At 67.1% G+C, this 14,330-nt stretch carries 16 protein-coding genes; 8 read left to right on the top strand and 8 right to left on the bottom strand.

The genetic code is table 11. From position 1 onward, the window contains the following. Positions 1-11: 11 nt before the first annotated feature. From AU198_RS10320 to AU198_RS10305, 4 genes are read left to right on the top strand one after another with little or no spacing between them, the layout of a single operon-like run. Positions 12-719, top strand: a complete 708-nt coding sequence (locus AU198_RS10320) for an SRPBCC family protein (protein WP_064348005.1) — start codon at positions 12-14, stop codon at positions 717-719. After that, on the top strand, positions 716-1,591 hold the full coding sequence (locus AU198_RS10315; protein ID WP_064348004.1) for an FAD binding domain-containing protein: 876 nt from the start codon (positions 716-718) through the stop codon (positions 1,589-1,591). The genes AU198_RS10320 and AU198_RS10315 overlap by 4 nt, the downstream gene beginning before the upstream one ends. Beyond that, positions 1,584-2,054, top strand: coding sequence for a (2Fe-2S)-binding protein (locus AU198_RS10310; protein ID WP_064348003.1), 471 nt, complete (start codon positions 1,584-1,586; stop codon positions 2,052-2,054). Before AU198_RS10315 ends, AU198_RS10310 begins: the two co-directional genes overlap by 8 nt. A gap of 6 nt (positions 2,055-2,060) precedes the next feature. Then, on the top strand, positions 2,061-3,047 hold the full coding sequence (locus tag AU198_RS10305; RefSeq protein WP_064348002.1) for an NAD-dependent epimerase/dehydratase family protein: 987 nt from the start codon (positions 2,061-2,063) through the stop codon (positions 3,045-3,047). A 31-nt stretch (positions 3,048-3,078) separates the two neighbouring features. On the opposite strand, the gene ctaD is transcribed toward AU198_RS10305, so the two are convergent. From ctaD to AU198_RS10275, 6 genes are all read right to left on the bottom strand, one after another. Continuing rightward, the gene (gene ctaD, locus AU198_RS10300) at positions 3,079-4,767 is read right to left on the bottom strand and encodes an aa3-type cytochrome oxidase subunit I (RefSeq protein WP_082690975.1); all 1,689 of its coding nucleotides are present in this window, start codon (positions 4,765-4,767) and stop codon (positions 3,079-3,081) included. Between the two features lie 175 nt (positions 4,768-4,942). Further along, entirely contained in the window at positions 4,943-5,428 is a 486-nt protein-coding gene (locus AU198_RS10295) for a GreA/GreB family elongation factor (protein ID WP_064348000.1), read from the bottom strand. Positions 5,429-5,622: 194 nt separating this feature from the next. Next, positions 5,623-6,888, bottom strand: coding sequence for an NAD(P)/FAD-dependent oxidoreductase (locus AU198_RS10290; protein ID WP_064347999.1), 1,266 nt, complete (start codon positions 6,886-6,888; stop codon positions 5,623-5,625). Positions 6,889-7,039: 151 nt separating this feature from the next. Further along, positions 7,040-8,566 carry a PucR family transcriptional regulator gene (locus AU198_RS10285; protein WP_064347998.1) on the bottom strand — a complete coding sequence of 509 codons (1,527 nt, stop codon included), beginning with the start codon at positions 8,564-8,566 and terminating at the stop codon, positions 7,040-7,042. Between the two features lie 37 nt (positions 8,567-8,603). Then, positions 8,604-9,440 carry an SDR family oxidoreductase gene (locus AU198_RS10280; RefSeq protein WP_064347997.1) on the bottom strand — a complete coding sequence of 279 codons (837 nt, stop codon included), beginning with the start codon at positions 9,438-9,440 and terminating at the stop codon, positions 8,604-8,606. A gap of 43 nt (positions 9,441-9,483) precedes the next feature. Then, complete coding sequence (locus AU198_RS10275) at positions 9,484-10,416, bottom strand: enoyl-CoA hydratase (RefSeq protein WP_064347996.1); 933 nt, start codon at positions 10,414-10,416, stop codon at positions 9,484-9,486. Positions 10,417-10,609: 193 nt separating this feature from the next. On the opposite strand from AU198_RS10275, the gene AU198_RS10270 reads away from it, so the two are divergent. The 4 genes from AU198_RS10270 (at position 10,610) to AU198_RS10260 (ending at position 13,089) form a co-directional block, all read left to right on the top strand. After that, a complete protein-coding gene (locus tag AU198_RS10270; protein ID WP_064347995.1) occupies positions 10,610-10,963 on the top strand; it encodes a hypothetical protein in 354 nt (117 codons plus the stop codon). 96 nt (positions 10,964-11,059) lie between these two features. Next, on the top strand, positions 11,060-11,416 hold the full coding sequence (locus AU198_RS10265; RefSeq protein WP_064347994.1) for a hypothetical protein: 357 nt from the start codon (positions 11,060-11,062) through the stop codon (positions 11,414-11,416). Between the two features lie 50 nt (positions 11,417-11,466). After that, positions 11,467-11,631 carry a hypothetical protein gene (locus AU198_RS26150; protein ID WP_156431547.1) on the top strand — a complete coding sequence of 55 codons (165 nt, stop codon included), beginning with the start codon at positions 11,467-11,469 and terminating at the stop codon, positions 11,629-11,631. Next, positions 11,632-13,089: an alpha,alpha-trehalose-phosphate synthase (UDP-forming) gene (locus AU198_RS10260; protein WP_064347993.1), complete on the top strand. Its 1,458-nt coding sequence runs from the start codon at positions 11,632-11,634 to the stop codon at positions 13,087-13,089. On the opposite strand, the gene AU198_RS10255 is transcribed toward AU198_RS10260, so the two are convergent. Together AU198_RS10255 and AU198_RS10250 are read right to left on the bottom strand one after the other, a co-directional pair. Beyond that, a complete protein-coding gene (locus AU198_RS10255) occupies positions 13,076-13,594 on the bottom strand; it encodes a hypothetical protein (RefSeq protein WP_064347992.1) in 519 nt (172 codons plus the stop codon). The two genes, AU198_RS10260 and AU198_RS10255, sit on opposite strands and share 14 nt — an antisense overlap. After that, complete coding sequence (locus AU198_RS10250) at positions 13,594-14,325, bottom strand: Rv1363c family protein (protein ID WP_064348204.1); 732 nt, start codon at positions 14,323-14,325, stop codon at positions 13,594-13,596. The genes AU198_RS10255 and AU198_RS10250 overlap by 1 nt, the downstream gene beginning before the upstream one ends. Positions 14,326-14,330 lie beyond the last annotated feature (5 nt).

The following is a 14,330-nucleotide window of genomic DNA, read 5'->3' as shown; positions in this document are numbered from 1 at the left end:
ACACAGCCACAGTGGAACTCAACAACGAATTCCGGGTCGCCGTGCCGGTGGACACGGCATGGGAGGCACTCAACGACGTCGAACGCGTCGCACCGTGCATTCCGGGTGCGCAGCTGTTGTCCGTCGACGGCGACGCCTTCACCGGCGCGGTGAAGGTCAAGGTCGGCCCGATCACGGTGTCCTACTCCGGCGATGCATCGTTCGAGGAGCGCGACAAGGCCGCTCGCCGTGTCGTCATCAAGGCCCAAGGTAAGGAGACCCGAGGCAGTGGTAACGCGGCAGCGGTCGTGACCGCGCAACTCAAGGACGAGGGCGACGCGACCAGCGTCGTGATCAACACGGACTTGACCATCTCGGGGAAGGCCGCTCAGTTCGGCCGCGGCGTCCTGGCCGACGTGTCGTCCAACCTGATCGGACAGTTCGCCAAGAACCTCGAGTCGGATCTCCTCGGCGGCGCCGCGACCACCGCACCGACCACGGAGACGGCGGCGGTCGCTGCTCAACCCGATGCCGGTGACTCCATCGACATGCTGAAAGTCGTTGCGCTACCGATGGCCAAGCGCGCGGCACCGGTCCTGGCCGCCGTAGCCGGTGGCTTGGCGGTCGGTTTCCTGATCGGCCGGCGTCGCAGGAAGAGCCCCACCGCGGAGCTGGCCGACGATCTGCAGTCCGCCTTGATGCGACTGCTCAGCGCGCCGACCGAGCGGCTGCGCCCGTGAAAGCCGCTCCGTTCACCTACCACCGCCCCGATTCGGTGAAGGAGGCGGTGGACATGCTCGCCGAATACGGCGAGGACGCGAAAATTCTTGCGGGCGGGCAGAGTCTGGTGCCGATGCTCGCGATGCGCCTGACGCATTTTGAGAATCTCGTCGACATCTCCCGGATCGACGAGCTCCGCAGTATCGACCTGGTGGACGGCGCCGTACGTGTCGCCGCGGGCACACCGCACTCGTTCGTCGGAATGGATGACGAAGTGGCGGAATCGGTTCCGCTGCTGACGCTGGCCACCCCGCACATCGGGCACTTCCAGATCCGCACCAGGGGCACGCTCGGCGGCGCCATCGCACACGCCGATCCCGCGGCGGAATACGCGGCGGTCGCGCTCGCGCTCGACGCGCAGATGGACGTCGTCTCGGCAACCGGGTCCCGGCAGATCGCGGCGAAGGATTTCTTCACGGGCCTCTGGGAGACCTCACTGCAGCCCGGGGAGATGCTGACCGCCGTGCACTTCCCCGTCTGGGGTGGACGGTCCGGTTTCGCACTGGAGGAATTCGCCCGCCGCCACGGCGACTTCGCGATCGCCGGGGCCGCGGTGGCGGTTGAACTCGACGACGACGACCGTGTAAGTCGTTGCGGCATCGGATTGTTGGGGCTGGGCTCGACGCCGCTGCGCGGCAGCGTGGCCGAAGATGCCGTCACCGGCCGACCGGTCCACGACGTCAGCGCCGAAGAGGTCGGGCGGCTGGCCCTGTCCGGCCTCGAGGACATTCCATCCGACCTGCAGGGGTCGGCCACCTACCGGGCCAAGGTCGGGGCGACGATGGTCGCCCGCGCGTGGTCCTGCGCCATCACGGAGGCAAGCGATGCATGAGATGCCGGTCGAAGTGACGGTCAACGGGCGCACGTTCACCGCGACCGTGGAACCGCGCCTCACGCTCGCGGACTTCCTGCGTGAGAAGTGTGGGTTGACCGGAACACACCTCGGGTGTGAGCACGGCGCCTGCGGCGCATGCACGGTGCTGGTCGACGGGGACGCGGTCCGCTCCTGCCTGATCTTCGCCGTCCAGGCCGAGGGTATGGAGGTCACCACCGTCGAGGGCATCGGCGGTGCGGACGGTGAACTGTCGCCGGTGCAGGCCGCCTTGCGCGAATGCCATGGGCTGCAATGTGGTTTCTGCACACCGGGTTTCGTCACCTCCATCACCGCGTTGCTGCGCGACAATCCCAAGCCGAGCGACGAGGAGATACGCGAGGGTTTGTCCGGCAACTTCTGCCGGTGCACCGGCTATCAGGGGATCGTCAACGCGGTGCACCGTGCCGCCGAGATGACCTAGACCGCCATGCTGATCGCCGTCACCGGGGGCACCGGCTACGTCGGCGCCCACTGCGTGCGTGCCCTGCTTGGCGCCGGCCACCGCGTACGCCTGCTCATCGCGCCCGACGCGGAGGGGGCTCCGGTCCTCGCCAAGCTCGCCGAGCTCGGGGACGTCGAAACGGTCAGCGGCGACATCAGGCAGACCGCCACGGTGAAGGGGCTCCTCGACGGCTGCGATGCGGTACTGCACGGCGCCGGAGTCGTCGGGACTGACAGGCGCCGCAGCGCGCTGATGTGGGAGGTGAACGCCCACGCCACCGAGGCGGTGCTGACGCGCGCGGTGGCCGGCGGGTTGGACCCCGTCGTGTTGGTCAGCAGCTACAGCGCGCTGTTCCCACCGCCCGACGGCGTGATCGGTCCCGATACGCCCACCGCGCCCGGCCGCAGTCCGTACGCGAAGACCAAGGCCTATGCCGACCGCGTGGCGCGGCGACTGCAGGAGCAGGGCGCGCCGGTGGTCATCACGTACCCGTCGAGTGTGGTGGGTCCGGCGTTCCACACCGCCGCGGGTGTCACCGAGCGTGGATGGGCGCCGCTGGTGCGATGGGGCATCGCGCCGCGACTGCGCGGAGGGATGCAGATGATCGACGTCCGTGACGTCGCCGACGTGCATGCCGCGTTGTTCGTTCCCGGCCGCGGACCGCGCCGCTATGTGTGCGGGGGCGAACTGATCGCGTTCGACGACATGATTTCGGCCCTCGAGCGGGGCACGAACCGTCGATTCCGGCGAATCCCAGTCAGCCAGGGCATGTTTCGAGGCCTCAGCATCGTCGGAGAGGCGCTGTCCGGCGTTGTCGACCTTGGCGACGGTCTGACCTATGAGGCCGCCCTGCTGCTCACCGCCGCGACGCCGACCGACGACTCGGCCACCACCGGCGACCTCGGTGTGACGTGGCGGTCGCCGGTCGAAGCCATCATCGCGACTTTCGAACGACAGCAATCGATTCCGTAACCGGTTCGGACCGACTGAGCAGCCGAGGAGGTCAGCTGCGGTCGGGCTCTGTGCGGGGCCCGAAACCGGACGGCGATTCACCTGCCGTGGCGTGCCTACCGATATGCGACTCTGCCCGCATCCGGTCCACCATGTGGGGATAGTGCAGCTCGAAAGCCGGTCGCTCCGAACGGATCCGGGGCAGCTCGGTGAAGTTGTGCCGCGGCGGCGGACACGACGTCGCCCACTCCAGCGAGTTCCCATATCCCCACGGATCGTCGACCGTGACCGGCTCGCCGTAGCGCCAGCTCTTGAACACGTTCCAGACGAACGGCAGCATCGAGATACCCAGGATGAACGCCCCGATCGTCGACACCACATTGAGCGGTGTGAACCCGTCGGACGCCAGGTAGTCGGCGTAGCGACGAGGCATGCCGTCGTTGCCCAGCCAGTGCTGCACCAGGAACGTGGTGTGGAACCCGATGAACGTGAGCCAGAAGTGCAGCTTGCCCAACCGTTCGTCGAGCAACCGGCCCGTCATCTTCGGGAACCAGAAGTAGATCCCCGCATAGGTCGCGAACACGATGGTCCCGAACAACACATAGTGGAAATGCGCGATCAAGAAGTAGGTGTCGGACACGTGGAAGTCCAGCGGCGGGCTGGCCAGCATCACGCCGGTGAGTCCACCGAGGAGGAAGGTGAGCATGAACCCGATCGAGAACAGCATCGGTGTTTCGAAGGTCAATTGACCCCTCCACATCGTGCCTATCCAGTTGAAGAACTTGATGCCCGTCGGCACCGCTATCAGATAGGTGGTGAACGAAAAGAAGGGAAGGAGTACGGCACCCGTGGCGTACATGTGGTGCGCCCACACCACGACGGACAACGCGGCGATGCCAAGGGTGGCGTAGATCAGCGTGGTGTAACCGAAGATCGGCTTTCGACTGAAGACCGGCAAGATCTCGGTGACGATGCCGAAGAACGGCAGCGCGACGATGTACACCTCGGGATGGCCGAAGAACCAGAACAGGTGCTGGTAGAGAATCGGCCCGCCGTTGGCCGGGTCGTAGACGTGCGCGCCGAGATGGCGGTCCGCGGCCAGGGCGAGCAGTGCGGCAGTCAGGATCGGGAAGGCCATCAGCACCAGGACCGACGTCACCAGGATGTTCCAGGTGAAGATCGGCATCCGGAACATGGTCATACCGGGTGCGCGCATGCACACCACGGTGGTGATCATGTTGACCCCACCCAGGATGGTGCCCAGGCCGGCCACGGCAAGGCCCATGATCCACAGGTCACCGCCCGCGCCCGGCGAATGCATGGCATTGCTCAGCGGCGCGTACGCCGTCCAGCCGAAGTCGGCCGCACCCCCGGGGGTGATGAAACCCGCGACCGCGATGAGCCCGCCGAACAAGAACAGCCAGTACGAGAACGCGTTGAGCCGCGGGAACGCCACATCGGGGGCGCCGATCTGCAGCGGCAGCACCAGGTTGGCGAACCCGAACACGATCGGGGTCGCATAGAACAGCAACATGATCGTGCCGTGCATGGTGAACAGCTGGTTGTACTGCTCATTGGACAGGAACTGCAGCCCGGGCATCGCGAGCTCGCCCCTGATGAACAGCGCCATCAGCCCGCCGATGAAGAAGAAGACGAAGCAGGTGACCACGTACATGATGCCGATCAGCTTGTGATCGGTGGTGGTGATCAGCTTGTAGATGAGCGCGCCCTTTGGCCCCATCCGGGCCGGGAACGGGCGACGCACCTCCAGCTTGGGAACCGAGGTCACTTCGGCGGTCAAGGAACGCTCCCTTCGGCGCGGGGCCAGGGGTCATGTACCCAAATCTCGTGACCTCGATCTTAGGTAGCGCCGCCGCGCACCGAAAGCCATTCAGCGAACCGGCGCGGCCGGCCGATCAGCCGGCCGCGTTCACAGGCGTCCCGTCGTCGCTGTGCATGCCGTAGGGCACCGCCGTCAGCATCGTGACCGAGAGCTCGGTCCCGCTCGGCGTCCGGAAGGTGCGCTGCTCCCCCGGGCGGGCACCGAGGATGGCCGCGCCCATCGGCGACTGGGTGGAGTACACCTCGATGTCGCCGTGTTCGGCGCTGCGCACGCCGAGCAGGAACGTCTCGATCTCAGCGGTGTCGTCGTACCGCACCGTGACCACCATGCCCGGTTCGGCGATACCGTCGTCCGGCGGATCCTCCCCGACGACAGCGTTGATGAGCATCTCGTGGATCTGCTGGATACGCGCCTGACGCGCCCGCTTGATCGCGCTCGCGTTCTCGTCGGTGTCTTCGTCGCCGACCGCGTTCGCGCACAGCTCGCGCAAAGTGGCGAGTTCCTGCTGCAGGCGCTCGTAGGCGGCCCGCGAGATCCAGATTCGCTGCGCACTTGTCATTTTTCGGTCCTTCCGTGCAATCAAGCTGGGAGTCGGCTGGTGTCAGTGGCGTCGTCGGGCACCTCGAATCGGGTGCGCGTCATGTGTGGTCCTTTCTCGAAAGGGGTTGCCGTCAGGGGCGGGCCATGGGCTGTGATAGCGCCGCCCCTGACGACTCGCAGTGCCCGCGAGGGGCGAAGAGTCGGTTGGCCGCTCTACGCGACCGCGCGGCGGAGGGGATCGAAGGGCCGCAGCGCTTCGGGTTGCTTGCCGGTCGTGATCTGTTCGGCCAAGAGCCGGCCGGTGACCGGACCGTGAGCGAGCCCCCACATCCCGTGCCCGCCGGCGACGTAGACGTTGCGCGACATCTCGCCGATGAGCGGGCGGCCGTCCGGAGTGATCGGCCGCGGACCCACCCAGATGTCGCTGCGCTCGGCCCACCTGACTCCCTCCAGGAGGGGGCTGGCCGATTCGACGATGGCACCGACCCGCTCGGGGATCGCCGGTTCGTGCGGATCGCGCAACTCCATCGTGCCCGCCACTCGCAGTGCGCCCTTGTACGGCGTACACGCGATGCGCGCGTCCGGCAGGTAGATCGGGCCGGGGATGGGGCGGTCCACCGGCACGGTGAACGAGTAACCGCGGCCGGACTCCACGGGCACACGCAGTCGGTGCCCCGCCAATCGCGACATCCAGGCGCCGGTAGCGATCACCGCGCTGTCGGCGGTCAGATGCTTGCCGTTGTAGGGCTGCACCACGATCCCGTTGCCGGAGCTGAACACGCCCCGCACGTCGTGGGTGAGGATGTTTCCCCCACGCTCCTCGACCGCCCGGCCCAGGGCTTGTACGAAACGGCCCGGGTCGACGAACCGCTGACCGTTGATGTTGATTCCGGCGGTGATCGCCGGCGAAGCCAACGGCACCTGCTCGCGCAACGCCGCACCGGACAAGCCGGTGACGAACAGTTCCTGCCCCGCGCGTTCGAGGGCACGCAGATCGGCCATCATGTTCTCGGCGTCGGCGGTGCTGCGGAAGATCGCGGTGATCGGCGCGTCGGTCACCGGGGCGTCTACCCCGTTCGCGATCAGGACATCGAACGCCTCGATACATTCCTGGTTCAGAGGCACGTTGGCCGCCACCGCCTGGTTCCACACCGACGAGCGGGAGTTCGCGGCGAACTGGATCAGAAACAGCCACAACGCCCCGTCGATGGTCAGCGGGATGTGCAGCGGGGCGTTGCGGTCACGCAAGGAGCGCAGGCCGTAGCGCAGCGTTTTCGGCGAGTTCAACGGCAGCGTCAGCGCGGGCGCTACCCATCCGGCGTTGCCCCACGAGGCGCCCTCGGCGACCCCGCTGCGGTCCACGACGGTGACGTTGACACCGCGCTCCTGCAGGAACCACGCCGTTGACAAGCCGACGATGCCGGCGCCGACCACGATCGCAGACCGCGGTCCACCGTCAATCCGCTCGCCGCCGACCATTGCAATCCCTCCATCGCTGAGAACGTGTGTTCGTTGACTCCATGGTCGGCCGGTCGAGCGCGTTCGGACTTGCCCCGGCCCGACAATCCCCCGGGGGGCCGTTGTGGTGATCCGACAATGACCTGGTCGGGTGGGGTCCGATCGCGACGGTTCAGTCGGTGTCGATCGCGGCGAGTTCGATCATCATGGCGAGGCGCTTGCGGGCGTCCTCCAGCGGCAGATCGGTGATCTCACCCATTTTGCGCAGGCGGTACCGCACCGTGTTCTCGTGGACTCCGAGGCGGTGCCCCGCCTGGGCGGGATCACCCAGCGCCTCCAGATATGCGCGCAGCGTCGGGACGTACTCGGTGGCGTGGTTCTGGTCGTGGCGGCGTAATTCGGCGACCGGTCCGCGGTCCGGCGTACGTCCCGACCGTGCGGCCGTTCGCAGCCGCTGCAGCAGGATCTCGTCCCACGACTCGTCGTACGCGGGCGGCACGGCGTCATGCGGGCCGAGCTCGTGCAGCGCCAGGCACTCATCGGCCTCCTGCCGCGCCGCGGGCAGGTCGACGGCCGCGGCCGCCTTGCTGATGCCTGCCACCACCGTCACCCGTTCCGGGAGCGCCGCTTTCAAGGCGTCGACCCATTTGCGGGCGCCGGCGACACGTTCGCCCGGCATCAAGGTGTAGATCGTGTTGCCCGCTAGCGCGCTGCGACCCGGACGCGACCAGCCGAAGCCGGCGGTCGCGCGTTCGAAGGCCAACAGCAGCGCCGCATCCCGCTCACCACCGATCGACGTGTGCACGGCGATGACCCGCATCGGTCCCTGCGACAGGCCGAGCCTGCTGGCCGATGCCGCGGCGTCGGCACTGCCGTCGAGTAGCCGCAACACCAAATCGGATTCGACCTGGCGTTCGAGATCGGCACTGGCGCGCGAGCGCAACAGATGCAGGGCGACGGTCCGGGCATCGTCGGTCAGCGCCGTGCGTTCAGGTTCCGCCAACGGCTTGGGAGAGGAGACCCACACCGCGCCCATGAGCTCTCGACCCGAGCGCACCGCGACCACCGTGCGACCGGACAGGCCCTGATCGGCGTTCGGCGCGACGAACATCGGTTCGTCGGAGGACGTGAGATGGGCGAACACGCCCTGTGATTCGAAGTACTCCCGCAACCACTGCGGCGCTTGCCGATTCATGACGGTCGCGACGCGGGCGGGGTCGGCGTTCTCCTGCATCGTCGAGTACGCGAGCACGCGGGACAGCGGGTCCTCGATGGTCACCGCGCCGCCCGCCGATTCGGCCAGGCTGTCGGCAAGAGCGAACAGATCCGTTGGGCCGCGGCCGGATTCCGTTTCCCGCCCCTCCAGCACCAGGCCGTAGACGATCGCGGAGAGTTCGCTCCAGGGCACCGCCGGGTCGACGACCATCACCGCGACGCCCTCGACCATGCCCGCAAATGTCGTGTCGTCGTCGCCGTCTCGGAGCAGCACCACCAGCGCGCGCGCCGAAACCGCCCACCGCAGCGCCTCGTTGACCGTTCGCGCCCCGATCGCCAGCAGGACGTCACCGGTGACCGTGCGGCCCTCGGTGACCTCGTGCATCACCACGCTGCCCAACTCCGTCGAACGCGGGATCGGGCAGAAGCGCAGGCGTACGCCATAGCTGCCCAGCACGTTGACCAGCCGATCCAAGGTGACCACGGGCCGACGTTACCGCGCCCTCACGTGGGTGGGGCCGCTAGTTGGAGACGACTCCCCGCAAACCCTCGGCCCCGAAGAGCGGCTCGAGCATCGACGAGTAGTCGGGTCCCCGTCGCACCAACTGTCCGCCGTCGACGTTGATGACCTGACCGGTGATGAATCCGGCCGCATCGCTGAGCAGGAAGAGCGAGGCGTTGGCGATGTCTTCCACCTCACCCGGCCGCGGCAGCGGCGTGCAGGCGGCGTAGTCGCCACGCAGCTCCGGGGATTCAAGTACCGGTGCGACGAGCTCGGTACGGATCAGGCCGGGGCGGATGCAATTCACGCGCACCCAGGAGGCGCCGAGTTCGTCGGCGGCGAGCTGCATCATGTGGTCGATGCCCGCCTTGGAGACGCCGTAGGCGCCGAACCAGCGGTGGGTGTTGCTCGCCGCGATCGACGAGATACCGATGAACGATCCACCGCCACCGCGCACCATCTCGCGCGCCGAATGTTTGAGCACGTACATGGTGCCGTTGATGTTCAGATCGACGGTACGTCGCCACAGTTCGGAATCGATCTGGGTGATGGGTCCGATCGTCTCGCTGCCCCCTGCGCAGTGCACCACGCCGTAGAGTCGGCCCGTCCAAGCCGTGGTGGCCTCGACGACCCGCGCGACCTCGTCCTCGTTCGTCACGTCGGCCGGCTCGTAGAGCACTCCGCCGGGACCGCCCTGCGCCTTGATCTCGTCGGCCGCGCCGGCCAGCTTGTCGGCGTTGCGGCCGACGAGCATCGCGTTACCGCCGGCCGCCACCACCGCGGCCGCCACACCCTTGCCGATGCCGCTGCCACCGCCGGTGACCAACACCGTCCGACCCGTCAAGGACAACTCCACCGCAGATCCCTTCGCCGTAGCTAGAACAGGTTCTAGTTATACGTCACGGCTCGTCACGACGGGCCGGCTTCGGCGCGCCCAGTGTGCGCCAGTCCGGCACGTTCGGCGGGAGCCCGACCGGGTAGCGGTTCTCGTTGTGCGCCGCCCAGTGGGCATGTCCGAGTTCGTGGATGTGAAACGCATGGCGCAACGCCTCGGTGAACCCCATCGCGTCGGCGGCGGCGTTGACCGAATCCTTGATGAGCAACGCCGCCATCGTCGGACGCTCGGCGATCCGGCGGGCGAATTCGAGTGTCTTGTCCTCGAGTTCGTCGTGGGCGAAGATCTTCGACACCATCCCGAGGCGGTACGCTTCCTCGGCGTCGATCGAATCACCGGTCAGCAGAAGCTCTTTGGCCTTGCGGGCGCCGAATTCCCATGGGTGGGCATAGTATTCGACGCCGGGCATTCCCATCCGCACGCCCACCACGTCGCTGAACTTCGCGTCGTCGGCGGCAACGATCAGATCGCACGCCCAGATGAGCATGAGGCCCGCCGATATCGCGTTTCCCTGCACCTGGGCGATCGTGATCTTTCGCAGATCGCGCCACCGGCGGGTGTTCTCGAAGAAGAAGTGCCACTCCTGCAGATAGGTGCGCTCGGCGATCGCCGGGACGGTGGCGCCGTGCGATTGGAACGTCGGATGCTGGGCCGGGCCCGGCGTGCGCTCGAGCATCGCCTCTTCCGACCCGAGATCGTGTCCAGCCGAGAAGTTCTTGCCGCGCGCGGCCAGGATGACCACCCGCACATTGTCATCGGCTTCTGCGCGACCGAACGCCTCGTCCAACTGCACCAACAGGGTGCGGGACTGGGCGTTCTGCGCATCCGGTCGGTTCAGCCAGACGCGGGCGATCTGGCCCTCGTCGAGCGTTTCGTACGTCACCTGTTGCGCTGCACCGCCTCCGGCATCGGCGCTCGTCAGATCAGGGCTCGCCATCGCGGATCACCTCGTTTGGGTAGTTCGATCAACTGCACATTACGGTGCGTCCCGCATCGCTGCTCCAGGGGTGCCACGTTGTGCGTTTCCCGTAATCCGTTGCCGGGTCACCGGTATCGGTGCGACCCATATCCCGACGTGTCGTCGACGGCAAAGGTGCGCGAATCAACGGATCGGCTCCTAGAATCGCGGAATGGCGAATTACTCGGCCCCGCTGCGGAGACTTGTTCTCGCCGGCGCTGTATCGGTCGCAGCCGCAGCAGGTCCCATGGCCGCCCTGCACGTGGTGTCGGAACCGAGCACCGCGATGGCTCAAGGCTGTCAGGGGGGTGAGGAGCAGGACCAGTTCACCATGACGTGCGTGCCGTTCCTGGTCCCGAATGCACCGCCTCCCTTCCAGGTCACGGCGGCAAACCCGGATGTTCCGGAAATCCAAGGCATCCCCTGCATCGGGCACAATGCCGGCGCCTGCCTGGGGTTGGCCGAGGACGAAGCCGCGGCCGGCCCGCCCGCGCAGCCTCGCTCCACCATCAGTTCCAGCCCGTAGTCGGGCAGGTATCCATTTCGCGAAGCTGTGCACAAAGCTTTCGGCTTCCATAGAATCCCTGCCAAGGCACGGTTGATCACTACAGAAAGCGTGACAATGGCGAGCTTGAAGTCCCCTGTACAACGGCTGATCCTTGCCGGCGGCTTTGCGGTTGCGATCGCCGCGGCACCGGTGGTCTCCGTCTTCGCGACACCCACGATCCCGGTTGCGCCACAGGCTCAGGGGTGCTCCGGCGGAGAGGAGCCGGACCAGTTCACCGGCAACTGCGTGCCCCACACGGTGCCGAACGCCGGCTCGGTGTTCACCACGCAACCCGGTAACCCCGATGTCCCCGAGGTCATGGGTGTTCCGTGCATCGGCCACAATCAGGGCGGCTGCATCGGCCTGGCCGAGGAAGCGCAGGCGCAGACGGTGACACCGCCGCCGGCCCCGGTGTTCAGCCACAGCCCCTAGTCAGGGGGTTAGCGGACCGGCGCGGTCCGCCTTTCGCATACAGTTGTCGTATGCCTGCGAAATCAGATCCCGCCGAGCTCGGCGACGTCGAACCGCTCGCCGACAGCACCGCGCGCCAGGCGCGTCGCGTCGTCGCCGCGTACGCGAAAGACGCCGAAGAATGCCGGGTGTTTCTCTCGATGCTCGGCATTGGGCCCTCGAAACTCGAGGCGTAAGTGACTTCAGGGGACGGTCCACGGGCCGGCTCCGGCAACGCCGATTTCGTGGTGGTGGCCAACCGCCTGCCGATCGACATGGAGCGGTTGCCCGACGGCAGCACGACGTGGAAGCGAAGTCCGGGCGGCTTGGTCACCGCCCTCGAACCGTTGCTGCGCCGCCGGCGCGGGGCGTGGATCGGTTGGCCCGGCGTTCCCGACGCCGACGACGGGCCCATCCAGCAGGACGACATGACCCTGTGCCCGGTCAAGCTGTCCGCCGACGACGTGGCGATGTACTACGAAGGCTTCTCTAACGCGACCCTGTGGCCGCTGTACCACGACGTGATCGTCAAGCCGATCTACCACCGCGAGTGGTGGGACACCTACGTGGCGGTGAACCGGCGCTTCGCGGAGGCCACCGCCAAACACGCCGCGCAGGGCGCCACCGTGTGGGTCCAGGACTACCAGCTGCAGTTGGTCCCCAAGATGCTGCGCATGCTGCGACCGGACCTCACCATCGGGTTCTTCCTGCACATTCCGTTCCCGCCGGTCGAGTTGTTCATGCAGATGCCGTGGCGCACTGAGATCATCGAAGGACTGCTCGGTGCCGATCTCGTCGGATTCCATCTGCCCGGCGGTGCGCAAAACTTCCTCATCCTGGCTCGAAGGTTGGTCGGCGCCAACACATCCCGAGCGACGATCGGGGTACGGTCACGGTTCGGTGAGGTCAGTTTCGGGTTCCGCACGGTCAAGGTCGGCGCCTTCCCCATCTCGATCGACTCGACGGCGCTCGACCAGCAGGCACGGTCCCGCTCGATCCGCCAGCGCGCCAAGGAGATTCGCAGCGAGCTGGGCAACCCCCGCAAGATCCTCCTGGGTGTGGACCGGCTCGACTACACCAAGGGCATCGACGTCCGGCTCAAGGCGTTGTCCGAACTGCTCGCCGAGGGCCGGGCCAACCGCGAGGACACCGTGCTCGTCCAGCTTGCGACACCCAGCCGGGAGCGGGTCGAGAGCTACATCGAGATGCGCGAGGACATCGAGCGTCAGGTCGGCCACATCAACGGCGAATACGGTGAGGTCGGTCATCCCATCGTGCACTACCTGCACCGCCCGGTGCCGCGTGAGGAGTTGATCGCGTTCTTCGTCGCGGCCGACGTCATGCTGGTGACCCCGCTGCGCGACGGCATGAACCTCGTCGCCAAAGAGTACGTGGCCTGCCGCAGTGATCTGGGCGGCGCGTTGGTCCTCAGCGAGTTCACCGGCGCCGCAGCGGAATTGCGTCAGGCCTACCTGGCCAATCCGCATCACCTCGAGGGCGTGAAGGACGCCATCGAGGCCGCGCTGAACCAAGCGCCGGAGGAGGGCAGGCGCCGCATGCGGGCGCTGCGCAGGCAGGTGCTCGCGCACGACGTCGACCGCTGGGCCCGCGCGTTCTTGGATGCGCTGGCTTCGACGAGGTCTAAATCGGAGTGATGTACTGGATCAGCCACTTGCCGTCGACCTTCTGATAGTCGACCCGTAAGCGGCTGCCGTCGTAGACGGGTTCCTTCGATTTGTCGGTGACGGTTCGGTTCAAATACACCATCACCGAAGCCGATTCACGATGCGCGTCGAGCACGCCGACCCCGACGACATGGGCCTGGCTGACCAACTGTCGTTCGCGCGCCTGCGGGATGATGTCCTTGTCCGCGCGGTCGCGGAACTCCTGGCGATAATCCGGGGTGAGCATCGGGTAGACCTCGTTGAGCGTGCGCTCGACGGTCTGATAGTCGTAGCCGAACACCTTCGGGATCTGCCGCTCGGCCAACGGCGCCAACTCGCTGCGCGCGGCCAGCTCGCCGCGCTGCTCCACGCGGTTCCAGTAGAGCCACCCGCCCACACCGGCCGACGCCACGAACGCGACCGCCAACAGAATCGACAGCGCGCCGACGATCCGCGCGGTCCACGGCGTCTTTGGGCTCTTCGACGATGCGCGCATCAGTTCCCACCGTCGGGGTACTTGAGGTCGTAGGCCGTCATGTGCCCGTTGTCGTCCTCGTGCACGATGACGCGCAGTCGATACGGTTGCGACGGCTGGTTGTTGCCGTCCAGGTCGGTGACGGTGACCCGCGCCGACACCAGCACAGCGGCGTTGTTGGCGACCTCGTCGATCTTCTCCAGCGCGGCGCCGTTGATCACGGCTTCCGCGCTGGCGTTGGTGTCGCGGAACAGCATCTTGAGGTTCTCGGTGTTGTTGCCCTCGGTCATCATCGCGCGAAGCGGTCCGCTGGTGCTGTTGACGAACCGGTCGACGCTCGAGTCGATGGTGTCCTGCTCGTAGCTGAACATGTTCACCACCAGCTGCTTGGCCGTGTCGACGAAAGCCTGCTCGCGCGCCAGCGACGCCTCGGTATCGCGTTGCTCAACGACCATCAGCGCGCCGAGCCCCACAAGAACTGCCGTGGCGACGGCGGCGGCGGCCAGGAAGACCGTCGCGACGAGCTTGCGGTTGGGTTGCCTGCGCGGCGGGGGGGCCGCCGGCTTCGCCAGCCGGACCGTGACAGGTTTGGGCGCCTCGACGCGCACTGCCGTCGCCGTCGTCTCACCCCGCGCCGGACCGGCGGCCCGCGACGCGCGCCGACGCCGCGCCGGCCTCGGCTTGGTCTCCGTCGGTGCTGTTTGGCTGGTCGTCCCCTGCGCCGCGCGCGTGGGCCCACCGCTCGTGCTCACCGAAG

This window comes from Mycobacterium sp. GA-1199, from assembly GCF_001500045.1.
Classification (GTDB): Bacteria; Actinomycetota; Actinomycetes; order Mycobacteriales; family Mycobacteriaceae; genus Mycobacterium.
This window is presented reverse-complemented; position numbering and strand designations above follow the sequence as displayed.